A 17,314-nucleotide genomic window follows, 5' to 3' on the forward strand; every position below is an offset into this window, starting at 1 on the left:
TCGTGAACCCTCTTCCCGCCGTCGCGTCGTCCTCCTCGTGGCTCACCACCAACCCCTGGCTGAGCGTCATCCCGCCGCTCATCGCCGTGCTCCTCGTGGTGCTCACCAAGCGCGTGGGGGTCTCCCTGGGCCTGGGCATCGTCACGGCCGCCCTGGTCATCTCCGACGGCAACCCGGTGGAGGCGGCCCGTTCCGTCGGCACCGCCCTGGTGGAGATCTTCTGGGTGGTCACCGGTGACCCGGCCGAGCGGGGGTTCAACGACTACAACGCGCTGATCCTGCTCTTCCTCCTGCTGCTGGGCGTCATCACCGCGTTCATCACCATGAGCGGTGGTGCGCGGGCCTTCGCCGACTGGGCCTCCGGGCACATCCACACGCGTCGCGGTGCCCAGGGCCTCCCGGCGATCCTCGGCTGCGTGATCTTCATCGACGACTACTTCAACGCCCTGGCCGTCGGGCAGATCTCCAAGCCGGTCACCGACGCCCACCGCGTCTCGCGGGCCAAGCTCTCGTACCTCATCGACTCCACGGCCGCGCCGGTCTGCGTGATCGCGCCCTTCTCCAGCTGGGGCGCTGGGATCATCCTCATCATCGCGCCGATCGTCGCGGCGGCCGGCCTGGACCACTCGCCGCTCGCCGCCTTCCTGGCCACCATGCCGATGAACTACTACGCATGGGCCGCGCTCGCGCTCGTCGCGCTCGTCGTGGTGCTCGGGGTCGACGCCGGGCCGATGCTGCGCGAGGAGGAGCGCACCCTGCGCACCGGTGACTCGCTGGACCCCGAGCTCGACGCCCCCGGCGAGATGTCGGCCGACCTGCCGGTCAAGCAGCCCGGGCGGGTCTGGGGCCTCCTGGCCCCCTTCGTGGCCCTGACCCTCGGTGTGGTGGCCGCGCTCTTCGTCACCGGGCACCGCACCGCGGTCGAGGCCGGGGTGGCCTCGCCCTCGGTGATGGAGATGTTCGAGAACACCCAGGTCACGCACTCCTTGGTGTGGGGCGGGCTCATCGGTCTGGCCGTGGCCCTCGCCGTCTACCTCGTGGAGACCGTCCGGGACCGCCGCTTCGGCTGGACCGAGTTCGGGCGGGGCTGGGTGGACGGCGCCCGCTCGATGCTGCCGGCCATCATCGTGCTCGTGCTGGCCTGGATCACCGCCGCGCTGATCTCCCAGATGGGGACCGGTGAGTACGTCGCCGGCCTCGTGGAGCGCTCCGGCCTGGACGCGGTCTGGCTGCCCGCCCTGCTCTTCCTCGTGGCCGGCGGGATCGCCTTCGCCACCGGCACCTCGTGGGGCAGCTTCGGGATCCTGCTGCCCATCGCCGGCGACCTCGTGACGCACCTGCAGGCCACCGAGATGGTCATCCCCGTGCTGGGTGCCGTCCTGGCCGGCGCCGTCCTCGGTGACCACTGCTCGCCGATCTCCGACACCACCATCCTCTCGGCCACCGGGGCCGGTGCCCCGCTGACGGTGCACGTGAACACCCAGCTGCCCTACGCCCTGCTCGGCGGTCTGGCGTCCACCATCGGCTACCTGGTGCTCGGGGCGACCGGCAACGGGTGGGTCGGCCTGGCCGTCACCCTCGGCGTCCTCGTGCTCGCCGTGCTGGGCCTCCGGGCGACGGGTGTGGCCCGCGCAGCCACCGCCTGAGGGGCGGGGCGGGGCGTAGGATGCGGCCCGTGTCACACGAGGTGGCACCCCCTCTCAGCAGTAGGAGTGACCCATGCGCGTTTCGATGAAGGTGGCTACCGTCCTGGCCGCTGGTGCCCTGACCCTGGCCGGCTGCGGCGAGGCCCCGGAGGAGGGCGGCTCCTCCTCGAAGGGCGGGTCGCAGAGCGGCTCCGGCTCCGAGGAGGCCGTGGACACCGAGGGTGTCGACGCCGACTACAAGGCCTGCATGGTCTCCGACTCCGGTGGTTTCAACGACCAGTCCTTCAACCAGACCTCCTGGGCCGGCATGGAGCGGGCCGGGGAGGAGCTCGGCATCGACGTGGCCAAGGTCGAGTCCCAGAGCGACGCCGACTTCGCCCCGAACGTCGACTCCCTGATCAACCAGCAGGGCTGCGACCTCGTCGTGGGTGTGGGCTTCCTCCTCGAGGACGCCATCCAGGAGGCCGCCGAGCAGAACCCCGAGACCGACTTCGCGCTCGTGGACGCCGCCCTGGCCGACGCGAAGGGCAACCCGACCGAGGCCGACAACGTGCGTCCCCTGCTCTTCAACACCGCCGAGGCCTCCTTCCTCGCCGGCTACCTGAGCGCCGGCATGTCCGAGTCGGGCAAGGTGGCCACCTTCGGCGGCATGGAGATCCCCTCGGTGACCGTCTTCATGGACGGCTTCGCCGACGGCGTCGACAAGTACAACGAGGACAAGGACGAGAAGGTCAAGCTCCTCGGCTGGAACAAGAAGTCCCAGAAGGGCTCCTTCTCCGGCGACTTCGAGAACGTCTCCCAGGGCAAGACCCTCACCGAGCAGTTCCTCGCCCAGGGCGTGGACGTGGTCATGCCGGTCGCCGGCCCGGTCGGCTCCGGTGCCGCCCAGGCCGTCGAGGGCAAGGAGGGCACCAAGCTCGTCTGGGTCGACACCGACGGGTACGAGTCCACCGAGTACGGCAAGGTCATCCTCACGTCCGTCATGAAGGAGATGGACGAGGCCGTGTTCACGGCCATCCTGGAGGGCGCGAAGGGCGAGTTCACCAACGAGCCCTACGTCGGCACGCTGGAGAACGAGGGCGTCAGCATCGCCCCCTTCCACGACTTCGAAGCCGCCGTCCCGGCCGAGCTCGTCGAGGAGGTCGACGCCCTGGAGGAGCAGATCGCCTCCGGCGAGCTGAAGGTCGAGTCCGAGAACACCCCGAAGTGACCGCCCGCACTGTCCAGGCGGCGAGGAGGTCGCGATGAAGCTGGAGCTCCAGGGCATCACCAAGGCCTTCGGGCCGGTGGTCGCCAACCGTGACATCGACCTCGTCGTCGAGCCCGGCGAGATCCACGCCCTGCTCGGGGAGAACGGGGCGGGCAAGAGCACGCTCATGAACGTGCTCTACGGCCTCTACCAGCCCGACCACGGGCAGATCCTCCTGGACGGTGCACCGGTCCGCTTCGACGGGCCCGGTGACGCGGTGCGCGCCGGCATCGGCATGGTGCACCAGCACTTCATGCTCGTGCCGGTGTTCACCGTGGCCGAGTCCCTGGCCCTGGGCCACGAGGGCCCGGGGCCCCTGCTGGACCTCGACGCCGCCCGGCGCACCGTGCGCGAGCTCTCCGACCGCTTCGGCTTCGACATCGACCCCGACGCGGTCGTCGAGGACCTCCCGGTCGGCGCCCAGCAGCGCGTGGAGATCATCAAGGCCCTCAGCCGGGACGCCTCGGTGCTCATCCTCGACGAGCCGACCGCCGTGCTCACGCCGCAGGAGACCGACGAGCTCATCGGCATCATGCGCGAGCTCGCGGCCTCCGGGACCTCGATCGTCTTCATCACCCACAAGCTCCGCGAGGTGCGGGCCGTCGCCGACCGGATCACCGTGATCCGCCGTGGCGAGGTCGTGGGCCAGGCCGATCCGGCCAGCAGCGAGTCCGAGCTGGCGGCGCTCATGGTCGGCCGCTCGGTGACCATGCAGGTCGAGAAGGCCCCGGCCGAGCCCGGGGAAGTGGCCCTCGACATCCGGGGCCTGACCGTCGTCACCGATGCCGGGACGGTCATGGTCGACGAGGTCGACCTGCAGGTGCGCGCCGGGGAGGTCCTTGGCATCGCCGGCGTGCAGGGCAACGGCCAGACCGAGCTCTCCGAGGTGTTGCTCGGGATCGAGTCGGCCGATGCGGGGGAGATCTCCCTGTACGGCCGGGACCTCCTCTCGCAGTCCGTGCACCAGCGCCTCCGGGGCGGGATGGGCTACGTGCCCGAGGACCGCTCCACCGACGGGGTGGTGAGCTCCTTCAGCATCGCCGAGAACCTCGTGCTCGACCGCTACGACGACCCGGCGATCGCCCGGGCCGGCACCATTTCCCCGCGCCGCCTCGCGGAGAACGCCGAGGAGCAGGTCGCGGAGTACGACATCCGCATCGGCTCGGTCCACGACCCGATCAGCACCCTCTCGGGAGGGAACGCCCAGAAGGTGGTCATCGCCCGCGAGATGGGGCGCCCGCTCAAGCTGCTCGTGGCCAACCAGCCCACCCGCGGTGTGGACGTGGGGTCGATCGAGTTCATCCACCAGCAGATGGTCGCCGAGCGCGACGCCGGCACCCCGGTCGTCGTCATCTCCACCGAGCTGGACGAGGTGCTCGCCCTGTCCGACCGCATCGCCGTGATGTACCGCGGCAAGGTCGTGGACGTCGTGCCGGGGGACACCCCGCGTGACGTGCTCGGCCTCATGATGGCCGGTGTCCCCGCCCCCGAGGCCCGGGCCCAGGCCGCCACCCACGAGACCGCACTGGCTGCGGCCGACGAGGGTCGCAGCATCGCCGCCGAGCGCCAGGAGCGCCTCGCGGCCCGCGACGGTGCGACGCCCGCGAACCCGAGGGAGACCCGATGAGCACCCCCCTGGCCGAGCCGACGAGCGAGCGCTCGCCCGGCCTGCTGCAGCGCCTCGCCGGCGGCAGCCTCCTCATCTCGCTGCTGTCGGTCGTCCTGGCGATGCTGCTGGGCGCCGTCCTCATCGCCTTCGCCGACGAGACCGTCCGCGAGACCGCCAGCTACCTGTTCGCCCGCCCCACCGACTTCCTCGGTGCGGTGTGGACCGCCGTGAGCGAGGCCTACACGGCGCTCTTCAAGGGGGCGGTCTTCAACCCGGACGCCAACGGTCTCAGCCGGCAGATCCGGCCGCTCACCGAGTCGCTCGTGTTCAGCGTGCCGCTCATCCTGGCCGGTCTCGGCGTGGCCGTGGCCTTCCGGGCCGGGCTGTTCAACATCGGTGCCCAGGGGCAGATCATCCTCGGCGCGATCATCGGTGGCTATCTCGGCTTCGCGTTCGACCTGCCGCCGGTGGTGCACCTGCTCGTGGCCGCCCTCGGTGGTGCCCTGGGCGGCGCCCTGTGGGGCTTCGTCCCCGGTCTGCTGAAGTCTCGGACCGGGGCCAACGAGGTGATCGTCACGATCATGCTCAACTACACGGCCGTCTACCTGCTGTCCTTCCTGCTCACCCAGTCGGCCTTCCAGAACCCGGGCTCCAACCAGCCGAAGTCGCCGCGGGTGGGGGACGACGCCCTCTTCCCCGGCCTGCTCGGCGAGGGCTTCCGCCTCAACGCGGCCTTCCTGCTGGCGATCGCCGCCACCGTTCTGGTGTGGTGGCTGCTGGAGCGGTCCACGCTCGGCTTCCGGATGCGGGCGGTCGGCGTCAACCCCGCTGCCGCGCGGACGGCCGGCATGAACGTCGGCGCCGTCACCGTGGCGGCGATGACGGTCGCCGGTCTGCTGGCGGGGCTGGCGGGCACCTCGCAGGTGCAGGGGACCGAGCAGTACCTCACCGCGGGCATCGCCGGGTCGCTCGGTTTCGACGCGATCACCGTGGCCCTGCTGGGGCGCTCGCGGGCCGGGGGCGTGTTCCTCGCGGGGCTGCTCTTCGGGGCGCTGAAGGCCGGTGGCTTCGTCATGCAGTCGGCCACCCAGACGCCCATCGACATCATCCTGGTGCTCCAGTCGGTCATCGTCCTGCTCATCGCCGCCCCGGCCCTGGTGCGCACGGTCTTCCGGCTGCCGGATCCCGATCGGCGGCGCTCGGCCCCGCCCGCGCTGACCAGCACCCCCACCGCCACCCAGGAGGCCTCGGCGTGAGCACCTCGATGAGCACGACGCCCGACACCCCGGTGACCCCGTCGGTGGAGCCCGCCGTCGCGACCCGGCCGACGGCCAAGCCCCGCTGGGGGATCGTCGCGGTCTACGCGCTGGGGCTCGCGCTGGCTCTGCTGTGCCTGTTCAGCACCGCCGGTGGTGCCGAGACGGGCTTCCGCCTGGACTCGGCGAACACCTGGCTGAAGCTGCCCGACGTGACCGTGCCGGCACGGACCACCGTCGTCGGGCTGACCGTCGTCCTGGCCGTGGTGGCCGCCTGGGTGGCGAGCCGTCGCGGTCACGCCCCGGCCTGGCTGCACGCGCTGGGGGGTCTGGCCTTCATCCTGGCGATGCTCGTCTGGGCCGCCGCCGACACCGACTCGGTGGTGCCCGTGGTCTCCCTGCTGGCCGGTGCCCTGGCCTTGTCGGTCCCGCTGATCTTCGGGGCGATGTCCGGCATCCTCTGCGAGCGCTCGGGGGTCATCAACATCGCCATCGAGGGGCAGCTGCTCTTCGGCGCCTTCGCCGCCGCGGTGGTGGCCTCGCTGGCGGCCAACGCCTGGCTGGGGCTCCTGGCCGCGCCGGTGGCCGGTGCCCTGGTGGGTGCGCTGCTGGTGCTCTTCGCGGTGGTCTTCCGGGTCGATCAGATCATCGTCGGCGTGGTGCTCAACACCCTCGTCCTGGGCCTGACCGGCTTCCTCTTCTCCACGATCCTCTCGCAGGAGAAGGAGACCTGGAACAGCCGCCAGGAGCTGCCCGAGCTGCCGATCCCGGTCCTCTCGCAGATCCCCGTGATCGGCCCGGTGCTCTTCAACCAGACGATCCTCGTCTACCTCATGTACGTGCTCGTGGCCCTGCTGCACGTGATGCTCTTCCGGTCCACCTGGGGTCTGCGCACCCGGGCCGTCGGGGAGCACCCGAAGGCCGCCGACACCGTGGGCGTGGACGTCAACCGGCTCCGCGTCCAGAACGTGCTGCTCGGTGGCGCGGTCGCTGGTCTGGGGGGTGCCTTCTTCACCATCGGCGCGGGGCTGGCCTTCGGCCGGGACATGTCCGCCGGCAACGGCTTCATCGCCCTGGCGGCGATGATCCTCGGCCGGTGGAGCCCGAAGGGGGCGGTGGTGGCTGCGCTGCTCTTCGGGTTCACGAAGAACCTGGGCAACGTGCTCTCGTCGATCGGCTCCCCGATGCCGACCGACCTGCTGCTCATGCTGCCCTACCTGGTGACGATCGTGGCCGTCGCGGGCCTGGTGGGCCGGGTGCGCCCGCCGGCGGCGGAGGGCAAGGCCTACGTGAAGGGGCGTGGATGAGCACCGTCGTGGAGATCGACTGGGAGGAGCTGGGCCGGGCCGCCCGGGAGATCGTGCAGCGTGCCTACGCCCCCTACTCGAGCTACCCGGTGGGGGCGGCCGGGCTGGTGGACGACGGCCGGGTGGTCGTGGGCTGCAACGTGGAGAACGCCGGATACGGCGTGACCCTGTGCGCCGAGTGCGGCATGGTCAGCCAGCTCGTCGCGACCGGTGGCGGACGCCTGGTGGCGGTGCAGTGCGTGCGCGGCGACGGCGAGGTGGTCATGCCCTGCGGGCGCTGCCGCCAGCTGCTCGTCGAGCACGGTGGGCCCGAGTGCCTCGTCGCCTGCCCCGACGGGACGCCCCGGTCGGTCGCGGAGATCGTTCCCTGGGCCTTCGGGGCCGAGGACCTGGAGCAGGTCACGAAGCCGTGACCCGGGGGTCTCGGCATGTCACGGAATGGTGACGTTCTGCCGCCACCCCTGTTCTGATCCCCGGGGGCGCTGCACCATCAGGGACATCCTTGTCCCCTGACCCAGAGGTCTCCCATGTCAGCGCATCCCGGCGGAGCCACCGCCGTACCCATCGAGACCGCCTCCGGCGGTTCCGGTGATCGTCAGGCCTTCTCCTCGCGCAGCGTGTTCATCCTCGCGGCGATCGGGTCGGCCGTCGGTCTGGGCAACATCTGGCGTTACCCCTATGTCGCGTACGAGAGCGGAGGCGGGGCCTTTCTCGTGCCGTACCTGGTGGCGCTCCTGACCGCCGCGATCCCGCTGCTCTTCCTCGACTACGCCCTGGGCCACAAGTTCCGGGGTTCGTCGCCGCTGTCCTACAGCCGGCTGCGCCGCTGGCTCGAGCCGCTGGGCTGGGTGCAGGTCCTCCTGTGCTTCGCCATCTCCGCCTACTACGCGGTGGTGCTGGCCTGGGCGCTGCGCTACTTCCTGCTCTCCTTCACCCTGGGCTGGGGCAAGGACTCCGAGGCCTTCTTCTTCGGGGACTTCCTCTCCCTGGACGAGACCCCGAAGGCCATCGGCACCTATGACCCGGGCACCTTCGCGGCGCTGGCCCTCATCTGGGTGGTGTGCATCGGGGTCGTCCTGTTCGGCATCGACCGCGGCATCGGCGGCGTGAACAAGGTCCTGCTGCCCACCCTGTTCGCGGCCTTCGTGGCGCTGGTGGTGCGGGCCCTCTTCCTGGAGGGCGCCATGGCGGGGCTCGACGCCTTCTTCAGCCCGAACTGGGGGGCGCTCAAGGACCCGGCGGTCTGGGTGGCCGCCTACGGTCAGGTGTTCTTCAGCACCTCGGTGGCCATCGGCGCGATGCTCACCTACGCCTCGTACCTCAAGCTCCGCACCAATCTCACCGGCTCCGGCCTGGTGGTGGCCTTCTCCAACGCCTCGTTCGAGGTGCTGGCCGGCATCGGCGTCTTCGCCTGCATCGGCTTCCTCGCCGGGCAGCAGGGGGTGGGCGTCGACGAGGCCGTGGCCGGTGGCCCGGGCCTGGCCTTCGTGGTCTTCCCGGCCCTCATCAGCGAGATGCCCTTCGGTCAGTTCTTCGGCGTGCTCTTCTTCGGCTGCCTCGTCGTGGCCGGTGTCACCTCGCTGGTGAGCCTCATCCAGGTGGTCGGCGCGGGCGTCGGCGAGAAGTTCGGGATGGGGCACCGGGCCGGCACGCTGGTCGCCGGTGGCGCCACCGCCGCGATCTCGCTCGTCTTCTTCCCGACCTCCAGCGGCCTGATGGTCCTGGACGTGGTGGACAACTGGGTGAACAACGTGATGCTCGTCGGCTTCGCGGCCATCAGCTGTCTGCTCGTGGCCTGGGGCGCCCGCGCCCTGCCCCGCCTGGCGCACCACCTCAACGCCGTGGGCTCCTTCCCGGTGGGCTGGTTCTGGATGCTCTGCGTGGGTGTGCTCACGCCGGCCGTGCTCGTCTACACCGTCTACCGGGGCATCGTCACCCTGCAGGCCGAGAACTACGAGGGCTACCCCTCGCAGTTCCTCAACATCTTCGGCTGGGGGATGTCCGGCGCCATCATCGTGCTGGCGATCCTGCTCTCGTTCGTGCCCTGGGTGCGCGAGGAGAAGCTGGCCCCGGCCTACGACGTGGACGACGACGACCCGAGCTACGGCCGGACCGACATCGAGCGCACCGACCTGGAAGGGAGCCGCGCATGAGCACCGAGGCGATCATCATGATGGTCTGCTACCTCGCCGTGGTGTGGGGCGGACTGGGCCTGACGCTCAGCCACCTCATGGCCAACCCCGACGAGGACTGACCCCGCGCCGCTCGGCGCACCCGGCACGGCCCCGCATCGTGGATGCGGGGCCGTGCCATGCTGGGGGCCATGAGCAGCTCGCAGCACGACGCCGTGGACATCATCCGGACCAAGCGCGACGGGGGGTGTCTGACGGACGACCAGATCGACTGGGTGATCGACGCCTACACCCGGGGTGACGTGGCCGACGAGCAGATGTCGGCGCTGGCCATGGCGATCCTTCTCCAGGGCATGGAGCCGCGGGAGATCGAGCGCTGGACCGCGGCGATGATCGCCTCGGGGGAGCGGATGGATTTCTCCACCCTGAGCCGCCCGACGGCCGACAAGCACTCCACCGGTGGGGTGGGGGACAAGATCACGCTCCCGCTGGCCCCGCTCGTGGCGGCCTGCGGGGTGGCCGTCCCCCAGCTGTCCGGGCGCGGCCTGGGCCACACCGGGGGCACGCTGGACAAGATGGAGGCGATCCCCGGCTGGCGGGCGGAGCTCTCCAACGACGAGATGCTCGTCCAGCTCGAGGAGGTCGGCGCCGTGGTCTGCGCGGCCGGGGCGGGCTTGGCGCCGGCCGACAAGAAGCTCTACGCCCTGCGCGACGTCACCGGCACGGTCGAGGCGATCCCGCTCATCGCCAGCTCGATCATGTCGAAGAAGATCGCCGAGGGCACCGGGGCGCTGGTGCTCGACGTGAAGGTCGGGTCCGGCGCGTTCATGAAGACCGAGGCGGACGCCCGCGAGCTGGCCGAGCGGATGGTCGCCCTCGGGGAGGCCGCCGGGGTGCGCACCGTGGCGCTGCTCACCGACATGTCCGCGCCGCTGGGTCGCACCGCCGGCAACGGCATGGAGGTCACCGAGTCCGTGGAGGTGCTGCGGGGTGGGGGCCCCGCCGACGTCCGGGAGCTCACGCTGGCGCTGGCGCAGGAGATGGTGCTGGCCTCCGGCGTCGAGGGGGCGGCCGAGATCGACGTGGAGCAGGTGCTCGACTCCGGGGCGGCCCTGGAGCTGTGGGAGCGCATGATCGCGGCGCAGGGTGGCGACCCGGCGGCCGAGATCCCGCGGGGGGAGCACGTCGCCGAGGTGACAGCCGAGGAGTCGGGGGTCCTCACCGCCATGGACGCCTACCAGGTCGGGCTGGCCGCGTGGCGGCTCGGCGCCGGCCGGGCCCGCAAGGAGGACCCGGTGCAGGCCGGGGCCGGGGTGCGCTGGCACGCGACCGTGGGGGAGCGCGTCGAGGCCGGCCAGGTGCTCTTCACCTGCCACACCGAGACCGCCGAGCGGCTGGATCGCGGCGTGGAGACCCTCGCCGGAGCGGTGACGCTCGACCCGCAGGCCGAGCCCTTCACCCGCAGCCTGATCATCGACCGGATCGGCCGCTGAGACCCCCGGGCCCCTTCCCGCGCGGGAAGGGGCCCGGGGGCGCCCGGTCTGTGTCCGCGGTCCGGGCGGGGGCTCAGTAGCTGCTGGACCCCTCAGCGTCGGCGGTGGAGAGCTCACGCGGCTCGGGCACCACGAGGCCGTCCTGCCCGGCGCGCTCGCGGGCCTCGGCCAGCAGGGCCGGTGTCGAGCTCGTCCCGATGCGGGTGACCCCCTCGGCCAGCATCGCCAGCAGGGTGTCCAGGTCGCGCACGCCGCCGGAGGCCTTGACCTGCACGGACTCCGAGACGGTCCGCCGCATGAGGCGCACGTCGGGCAGGGTGGCGCCCCCACCGGCGAACCCGGTGGAGGTCTTCACGAAGTCCGCCCCGGCCGCCTCGGCGGCGCGGCAGCCGGCTGCCTTCTGCGCGTCGTCGAGGAGAGCGGTCTCCAGGATCACCTTCACCGGCACCTCCTGGGCGTGCCCCTCGGCCACCACGGCGGTGATGTCGGCCTGCACGGCCTCGACCTCCCCGCCGCGCAGCCGGCCGATGTTCAGCACCATGTCCAGCTCGACCGCCCCGTCGTCCATCGCCTGCCGGGCCTCGGCGACCTTCGCGGCGGTCGTGGTCGTCCCGTGCGGGAAGCCGATCACCGTGCACACACGCGTGCGGGAGGGCTCGCCGTCGCCCTCCGGGGCGCCCTGGGCCGTGGTCCCGGCGATGGTCCGGGCGGCCAGCGCCACGTCGGAGGGGCGGACGCACACGCTCCACGCGTTGAGCCGCGCGATCTCGGTGACCCCGGCCTCCACCTCGGCGGGCGTCAGCTCGGGCTTGAGCAGGGCGTGGTCGAAGAGGTCGGCGACCTGCTGCAGGGTCAGGGTGGTCCCGGGGGCGTAGGGCGTCGTCATGCCCCCAGCGTACGGGCGCGGCGCTCGCCCTCGGCGGGGGAGATCACCCGGGCCCCGAGCACCCGCTGGTGGGCCACGAAGACCGGCTCGGTGCGGCGCAGCCGGTGCCCCCGCTCCCAGAGCACGTGGGGAGGCTTGCGGCGCTCGGCCAGGTCGCGGACGAGCCGGCGGCCGAAGGTGGTCCACGGTCCGGCGGTGACGCACCACAGGTCGGCCAGCTGTCCCGCGGCGCGCAGCTCCGCGGCGAGGTGGGCGGCGAAGATCCCCTCGGCGAGCACCACGGGCGCCCCGCCCCGCTCGACCACCCGCTCGGAGACCCGGGTCGAGGTGGAGATGTCGTAGGTGGGGACCAGTGTCCGCCCGGTGGTGAGCAGCTCGCGCAGCCCGCTCAGGGCGTCGTCGGCCCGCCAGGCGCCCACGTGGTCCCAGTCCACGAGGCCGTCCGGGCGGCGGGGCAGGTCGGGGGCGTCGTGGTCGCGGTAGTAGTCGTCCAGCGGGACCACCGGCCACCCGTGCTCGGCGGAGAGCCGCTTGGCCAGCCGACTCTTGCCCGCCCCGCTCGGGCCGGTCAGCAGCAGCACCCGCCGGGGTGCCGGCGTCAGCTCGGGGGTCTGGGCGTGCCCGTCGGGTGGTGCGGTCGACATGGGGGATGATCCTACGTGCGAGAGCACCCCGGCCCCCGACCGATCGAGAGCGATGACCACGACGCCGCAGACCCCCAGCACCCCGCCCGCCGACCCCCGGGAGGGAGAGCGCCAGGTGGTGCACCCCCGCCGCGCCCGGATCCTCGCGGTCGTCTCGTGGTTGCTGGCCGCGGTCTTCCTCGGCCTGGCCCTCACCACCGACCCGATCAGCGGGGTGACCATCGCGCTCGCGCTGGCCGGGGCCGCGCTGGCCTGGGTGCTCATCTGGCGGCCGAAGGTGGTCCTGGACCCCGACGCCCTGACGGTGGTCAACCCGGTGCGCACGGTGCGGGTTCCCTGGCAGCGGGTGCGGCGGGTGGGTTCGCGCTGGTCGCTGGAGGTGGAGACCGAGCGCGGCCGGCACCGGGCGTGGGCCATCGGGTCCTCGTACCGGGACCCCTCCGGGGTGGACTACTCGGCCGACGTCAACGGGCTCGGCCTGCTCCGCCGGATCCAGGCGAAGCGGCTGGGGGTGAGCTACGAGGAGCTGGCCGCCCGGCCGGCCTACGAGGTCGCCGAGGACCTGCAGAACGTGGCCGGGACGGTGCGCGGCGTCCGGGACGCCCACGCCGACGCGCTGGCCGACGGGGTCGTCGAGGCCGACCAGACGCCCACCGTCGTGCGGGTGGACCCGTTGGCGGCGGCGGCCCTGGTGACGGGGCTGCTCGTCCCCCTCGGCCTGTGGCTGCAGGCCCTGCTCGACTGACGCGTCCCGTCTCGCACGACACCGCAGGGGAGGGCGAGCACACGGCTCGCCCTCCCCTGCGGTGCCCTGCTGCTCAGGCGGTGAGGCGCTCCATGTCGGCACGCACCGCGGCCAGCCGGCTCGAGGCCTCGCCCTTCGCGGCGATGAGGTCCGTGCCCTGCACTGGCACCACGACCTCCAGGTACACCTTCACCTTCGGCTCGGTGCCCGAGGGGCGGACGATGACGCGGGTGTCGTCGGCGAGCAGCCAGCGCAGCCCGTCGGTCGGGGGCAGCTCGCCCCAGCCCTCGGCGAGGTCCACCGACTCGGTGACCTCCTGCCCGCCCAACGAGCTCGGCGGCTCGGCGCGCAGCGCACCCATGATCTGCCCGATGCGCTCCAGGTCGTCCACGCGGATGCTGAAGGAGTCCGTCGCGTGCACCCCGTGCTCGAGGTAGAGGTCGTCGAGTACGTCGAGCACGGTCCGGGTGCGGGAGCCCTGGCGGAGGCGGGCCACGGCGTCGGCCACGGCCAGGGCAGCGGTGATGCCGTCCTTGTCCTTCACGCTCCGGGGGTCCACGCAGTAGCCGAGAGCCTCCTCGTAGCCGAAGAAGAGCCCGGGCACGCGACCGATCCACTTGAAACCGGTGAGCGTCTCGAGGTGGCCGACGCCCGCAGCGGCCGCGATCCGGCCCAGCAGGCGCGAGGAGACGATCGAGGTGGCCATCACCGCGTCCTGCGGCAGCCCCCCGGCCTCTTGGGCGCGGCGGATGAGGTGGTGGCCCAGCAGGGCGCCGACCTCGTCACCGCGCAGCATCCGCCAGCCGGCCGGGTCGTCCGGGGTCACGGCGGTGGGGTCGGGGACGGCCACCGCGCACCGGTCCGCGTCCGGGTCGTTGGCCAGCACCACGTCCGGCTGCACCCGGGCGGCCAGGGCCAGGGCCTCGTCGATCGCGCCCTCCTCCTCCGGGTTCGGGAAGGCCACCGTGGGGAAGTCCGGGTCCGGGGCGGCCTGGGAGACGACCGCCTTGGGGGTGGGGAAGCCCGCCGCCTCGAAGGCCTCCACGAGCACGTCCCCACCCACCCCGTGCAGGGCGGTGTGCACCACCGAGACCTGCTTCGGGCCGGCCGGGTCCACCACCTGGGCGGCGGTCTCGACGTAGGCCTCGCGGACGTCGTCGGCGGCGGTGATCCACCCCTCCTCGGCCCGCGGCACCGAGGCCACGGACTCCACGGCGGCGATGTGCGAGGCGATCTCGGCGTCCACCGGAGGCACGATCTGGGAGCCGTCTCCGAGGTAGACCTTGTACCCGTTGTCCTGCGGCGGGTTGTGCGAGGCGGTCACCATGACGCCCGCGTCCGCGCCCGTGTGGCGGATGGCATAGGCCAGCACCGGGGTGGGCAGCGGCTCCGGCAGGACGATGGCCTGCCCGCCGGCGCCGACCACCACGGCAGCGGTGTCCAGGGCGAACTGGTGCGAGCCGTGCCGGGCGTCGTAGCCGACGACCACGGTGGGGGAAGGGACCGGGGTGCCACCCTCCCCGCCGCGCTCCTGCAACCAGGCGGTGAGTCCGGCCGCGGCACGGATGACGACCGCGCGGTTCATCCGCGTCTCTCCGGCGCCGATCCGGCCGCGCAGCCCGGCGGTGCCGAACTCCAGCGGTCCCCGGAAGCGGTCGGCGAGCTCCGTCGCGGCGGCCTCGTCACCGGCCTCGACCGCGGCGGCCAGCTCCGCGAGTTCCCGGCGGGTGGTCTCGTCCGGGTCGTCGTCGGCCCAGGCGCGGGCGCGGGCGACCAGGTCCAGCAGGTCGGGGGTGAGGGTGTCCACGGGGTCTCCGATCGTGAGGTGAGGCAGGCGGTGGGGCGGAGCAGGTGGGCTGACGGGGGGAGGACGGAAGGGGTCAGAGGCGCGGGATGATGCCGGCGAGCAGCTCCCCGCACCGGGCGGAGGCGGCGCGGCCGGCCTCGATGACCTCGGCGTGGGAGAGGGGCTCGGGGGAGATGCCGGCGGCGGCGTTGGTGACCAGCGAGAGGCCCAGCACCTCGAGCCCGGCCTGTCGGGCGGCGATCGCCTCCAGGGTGGTGGACATGCCGACCAGGTCGCCACCCAGGGTGCGGGCCATCCGGACCTCGGCGGGGGTCTCGTAGTGCGGGCCGCGGAACTGGACGTAGACGCCCTCCTCCAGCCCGGGGTCGACCTCGCGGGCCAGCTCGCGCAGCCGGGGGGAGTACAGGTCGGTGAGGTCCACGAAGTTCGCACCCTCCACCGGCGAGGTGCCGGTGAGGTTGATGTGGTCGCTGATGAGCACCGGCGTGCCGGGGGCCCACTCGGGGCGGAGTCCGCCGCAGCCGTTGGTGAGCACCAGGGTGCGGCACCCGGCGGCCGCGGCGGTGCGCGGGGCGTGCACCACGGGGCGCACGCCGTGGCCCTCGTAGTAGTGGGTGCGGCTGCCGAAGGCCAGCACCCGGCGGGTCGCGCCGTCCGGCCCGGCGACGGCGAAGGAGCGCAGGACGCTGGAGTGGCCGGCCACCGCGGCGGGCGGGAAGCCGGGCAGCTCGGACTGGTCCAGCGAGGCGACCGGCTCGCCGAGCAGGTCGGCCGCGCCGCCCCAGCCGGAGCCCAGGACGAGGGCGACGTCGTGCTGCTCCACCCCCGTGCGGGCGGCGATCTCCTCGGCGGCACGTCGGGCCAGGTCGAAGGGCGCCTGCGGGTCGGTGGACGGGTCGGTCTGCGTCTGGGGAGTTACCACGAGGGCAGCCTAGCGACCCGGGTCACCCGGAGCCGTGGCGCAGCACGGGTTTGGTTGACTGTGCCCATGGACTCCAGCGCACCCTCGGTCATCATCATCGGCGGCGGACCCGGCGGCTACGAGGCCGCCCTCACGGCAGCGGCGGCGGGGGCCCGGGTGACCCTCGTCGAGGAGATCGGCCTGGGGGGTGCCTCGGTGCTCACCGACTGCGTGCCCTCCAAGGCCCTCATCACCACCGCCGAGTTCAAGGCGCGCTTCGAGTTCGCCGAGAAGATGGGGGTGGAGTTCTCCGAGGACGACGGGGACCCGGCCACCCACGAGCCGCTGCTGGAGGGCGTGGAGGCGCACATCGACCTCGCGGGGGCGAACCGTCGGGTGATGGACCTGGCCGCCGCCCAGTCGCGGGACATCCGCGCCGCCCTCGAGGAGGAGGGGGTGCGCGTGCTCGACGGCCGCGGCCGCCTTCTCGCCAAGGACACCGTCGAGGTGACCGCCGCCGACGGGTCCACCCAGACCGTGCAGGCGCAGACCGTGCTGCTCTCCACCGGGGCCTCCCCGCGGGTCCTGCCGAGCGCCCAGCCGGACGGCGAGCGCATCCTCACCTGGCAGCAGATCTGGGGTCTCACCGAGCTGCCGGAGAAGATGATCGTCGTCGGCTCGGGCGTGACCGGTACCGAGTTCGCCCACGCCTACCTGGGGCTGGGCTGCGAGGTCGTGCTCGTCTCCTCGCGCGACCGCGTGCTGCCGGGCGAGGACGCCGACGCCGCCGAGTGCCTCGAGGAGGTCTTCCGCGACCGGGGCATGCAGGTCATGAACGGCTCGCGGGCCGAGTCGGTGGAGCGCCGGGGCGACGAGGTCGTGGTGACGCTCACCGACGGGCGCACGGTGACCGGTTCGCACTGCATCATGGCGGTCGGCTCGGTGCCGAACACCGACGACCTCGGTCTGGAGGAGGTCGGCGTCGCGACCTCCGACTCCGGCCACATCCTGGCGGACAAGGTGTCGCGGACCTCCGTGCGCGGCATCTACGCGGCCGGTGACTGCACCGCGGTGATGCCGCTGGCCTCGGTGGCGGCCATGCAGGGCCGGATCGCGATGAGCCACGCCCTCGGCGAGGCCGTGCAGCCGCTGCGACTGGGGGCCGTGAGCTCGAACATCTTCACCGACCCGGAGGTGGCGACGGTCGGGGTCGGCCAGAAGGAGCTGCGCGAGGGGGCGCAGGGGATCAACGAGATCATGCTGCCGCTGGCGCCGAACCCGCGGGCCAAGATGCGCAACGTGCACCACGGCTTCGTCAAGCTCTTCGCCACCCAGGGCGCCGACGTGGTGGTCGGTGGCGTGGTGGTGGCCCCGTCGGCCTCCGAGCTCATCTACTCCATCGCGCTGGCCGTCCAGCACCGCCTCACGGTGGACCAGGTGGCGCAGACCTTCACCGTCTACCCGTCGATGTCGGGCTCGATCGCCGAGGCCGCCCGCCGCCTCCACACCCGCGAGGACTGACACGCACCCCGGCGCCGGGGACCTGGACTTGACGCCCCCCGCCGTCATCGTGGGTGTCTGGTGATGGCTGTGAGGGTGGCCGTGAGGTCCCAGGAGGGGGACTCGTAGCAGCCATCTG

15 protein-coding genes are annotated in these 17,314 nt (G+C 72.5%); 11 read left to right on the top strand and 4 right to left on the bottom strand.

Annotated elements, in window-relative coordinates; genetic code table 11:
* Positions 1 to 2: 2 nt before the first annotated feature.
* The 9 genes from CFT82_RS07190 (at position 3) to CFT82_RS07230 (ending at position 10,692) form a co-directional block, all read left to right on the top strand.
* Entirely contained in the window at positions 3 to 1,646 is a 1,644-nt protein-coding gene (locus tag CFT82_RS07190) for a Na+/H+ antiporter NhaC family protein (protein WP_200815092.1), read from the top strand.
* A gap of 73 nt (positions 1,647 to 1,719) precedes the next feature.
* Positions 1,720 to 2,856: a BMP family lipoprotein gene (locus tag CFT82_RS07195; RefSeq protein ID WP_088818420.1), complete on the top strand. Its 1,137-nt coding sequence runs from the start codon at positions 1,720 to 1,722 to the stop codon at positions 2,854 to 2,856.
* A 34-nt stretch (positions 2,857 to 2,890) separates the two neighbouring features.
* The gene (locus CFT82_RS07200) at positions 2,891 to 4,522 is read left to right on the top strand and encodes an ABC transporter ATP-binding protein (protein ID WP_088818421.1); all 1,632 of its coding nucleotides are present in this window, start codon (positions 2,891 to 2,893) and stop codon (positions 4,520 to 4,522) included.
* A complete protein-coding gene (locus CFT82_RS07205; protein WP_088818422.1) occupies positions 4,519 to 5,760 on the top strand; it encodes an ABC transporter permease in 1,242 nt (413 codons plus the stop codon). The genes CFT82_RS07200 and CFT82_RS07205 overlap by 4 nt, the downstream gene beginning before the upstream one ends.
* An 8-nt stretch (positions 5,761 to 5,768) precedes the next feature.
* Positions 5,769 to 7,067, top strand: a complete 1,299-nt coding sequence (locus CFT82_RS07210; protein WP_088818821.1) for an ABC transporter permease — start codon at positions 5,769 to 5,771, stop codon at positions 7,065 to 7,067.
* Positions 7,064 to 7,480 carry a cytidine deaminase gene (locus CFT82_RS07215; RefSeq protein ID WP_200815093.1) on the top strand — a complete coding sequence of 139 codons (417 nt, stop codon included), beginning with the start codon at positions 7,064 to 7,066 and terminating at the stop codon, positions 7,478 to 7,480. The genes CFT82_RS07210 and CFT82_RS07215 overlap by 4 nt, the downstream gene beginning before the upstream one ends.
* Before the next feature lie 114 nt (positions 7,481 to 7,594).
* A complete protein-coding gene (locus tag CFT82_RS07220; protein ID WP_088818423.1) occupies positions 7,595 to 9,220 on the top strand; it encodes a sodium-dependent transporter in 1,626 nt (541 codons plus the stop codon).
* A complete protein-coding gene (locus CFT82_RS07225; RefSeq protein WP_088818424.1) occupies positions 9,217 to 9,321 on the top strand; it encodes a methionine/alanine import family NSS transporter small subunit in 105 nt (34 codons plus the stop codon). Before CFT82_RS07220 ends, CFT82_RS07225 begins: the two co-directional genes overlap by 4 nt.
* Before the next feature lie 69 nt (positions 9,322 to 9,390).
* On the top strand, positions 9,391 to 10,692 hold the full coding sequence (locus tag CFT82_RS07230; RefSeq protein ID WP_088818823.1) for a thymidine phosphorylase: 1,302 nt from the start codon (positions 9,391 to 9,393) through the stop codon (positions 10,690 to 10,692).
* Between the two features lie 73 nt (positions 10,693 to 10,765).
* Here the strand turns inward: CFT82_RS07230 and deoC are convergent, their stop codons facing one another.
* Together deoC and CFT82_RS07240 are read right to left on the bottom strand one after the other, a co-directional pair.
* Positions 10,766 to 11,578 (bottom strand): deoxyribose-phosphate aldolase, encoded by an 813-nt coding sequence (deoC, locus tag CFT82_RS07235; RefSeq protein ID WP_088818425.1) that lies wholly within the window; start codon positions 11,576 to 11,578, stop codon positions 10,766 to 10,768.
* Positions 11,575 to 12,222 carry a uridine kinase family protein gene (locus tag CFT82_RS07240; protein WP_143469556.1) on the bottom strand — a complete coding sequence of 216 codons (648 nt, stop codon included), beginning with the start codon at positions 12,220 to 12,222 and terminating at the stop codon, positions 11,575 to 11,577. The genes deoC and CFT82_RS07240 overlap by 4 nt, the downstream gene beginning before the upstream one ends.
* Positions 12,223 to 12,274: 52 nt before the next feature.
* Here CFT82_RS07240 and CFT82_RS07245 point away from each other — a divergent pair, with 52 nt between their 5' ends.
* Entirely contained in the window at positions 12,275 to 12,967 is a 693-nt protein-coding gene (locus CFT82_RS07245) for a PH domain-containing protein (RefSeq protein WP_159461888.1), read from the top strand.
* A 73-nt stretch (positions 12,968 to 13,040) separates the two neighbouring features.
* Here CFT82_RS07245 and CFT82_RS07250 read toward each other — a convergent pair whose 3' ends face one another.
* Both CFT82_RS07250 and CFT82_RS07255 read right to left on the bottom strand, forming a co-directional pair.
* Positions 13,041 to 14,774 carry a phospho-sugar mutase gene (locus CFT82_RS07250; RefSeq protein WP_234994344.1) on the bottom strand — a complete coding sequence of 578 codons (1,734 nt, stop codon included), beginning with the start codon at positions 14,772 to 14,774 and terminating at the stop codon, positions 13,041 to 13,043.
* Between the two features lie 73 nt (positions 14,775 to 14,847).
* Positions 14,848 to 15,696 carry a purine-nucleoside phosphorylase gene (locus tag CFT82_RS07255; RefSeq protein ID WP_088818427.1) on the bottom strand — a complete coding sequence of 283 codons (849 nt, stop codon included), beginning with the start codon at positions 15,694 to 15,696 and terminating at the stop codon, positions 14,848 to 14,850.
* Positions 15,697 to 15,762: 66 nt separating this feature from the next.
* On the opposite strand from CFT82_RS07255, the gene CFT82_RS07260 reads away from it, so the two are divergent.
* On the top strand, positions 15,763 to 17,196 hold the full coding sequence (locus CFT82_RS07260) for an NAD(P)H-quinone dehydrogenase (protein ID WP_088818428.1): 1,434 nt from the start codon (positions 15,763 to 15,765) through the stop codon (positions 17,194 to 17,196).
* The last annotated feature ends 118 nt before the right edge of the window (positions 17,197 to 17,314 follow it).

Origin of the sequence: Kytococcus aerolatus, from assembly GCF_900187395.1 — a bacterium.
GTDB classification, from domain to species: domain Bacteria; phylum Actinomycetota; class Actinomycetes; order Actinomycetales; family Dermatophilaceae; genus Kytococcus; species Kytococcus aerolatus.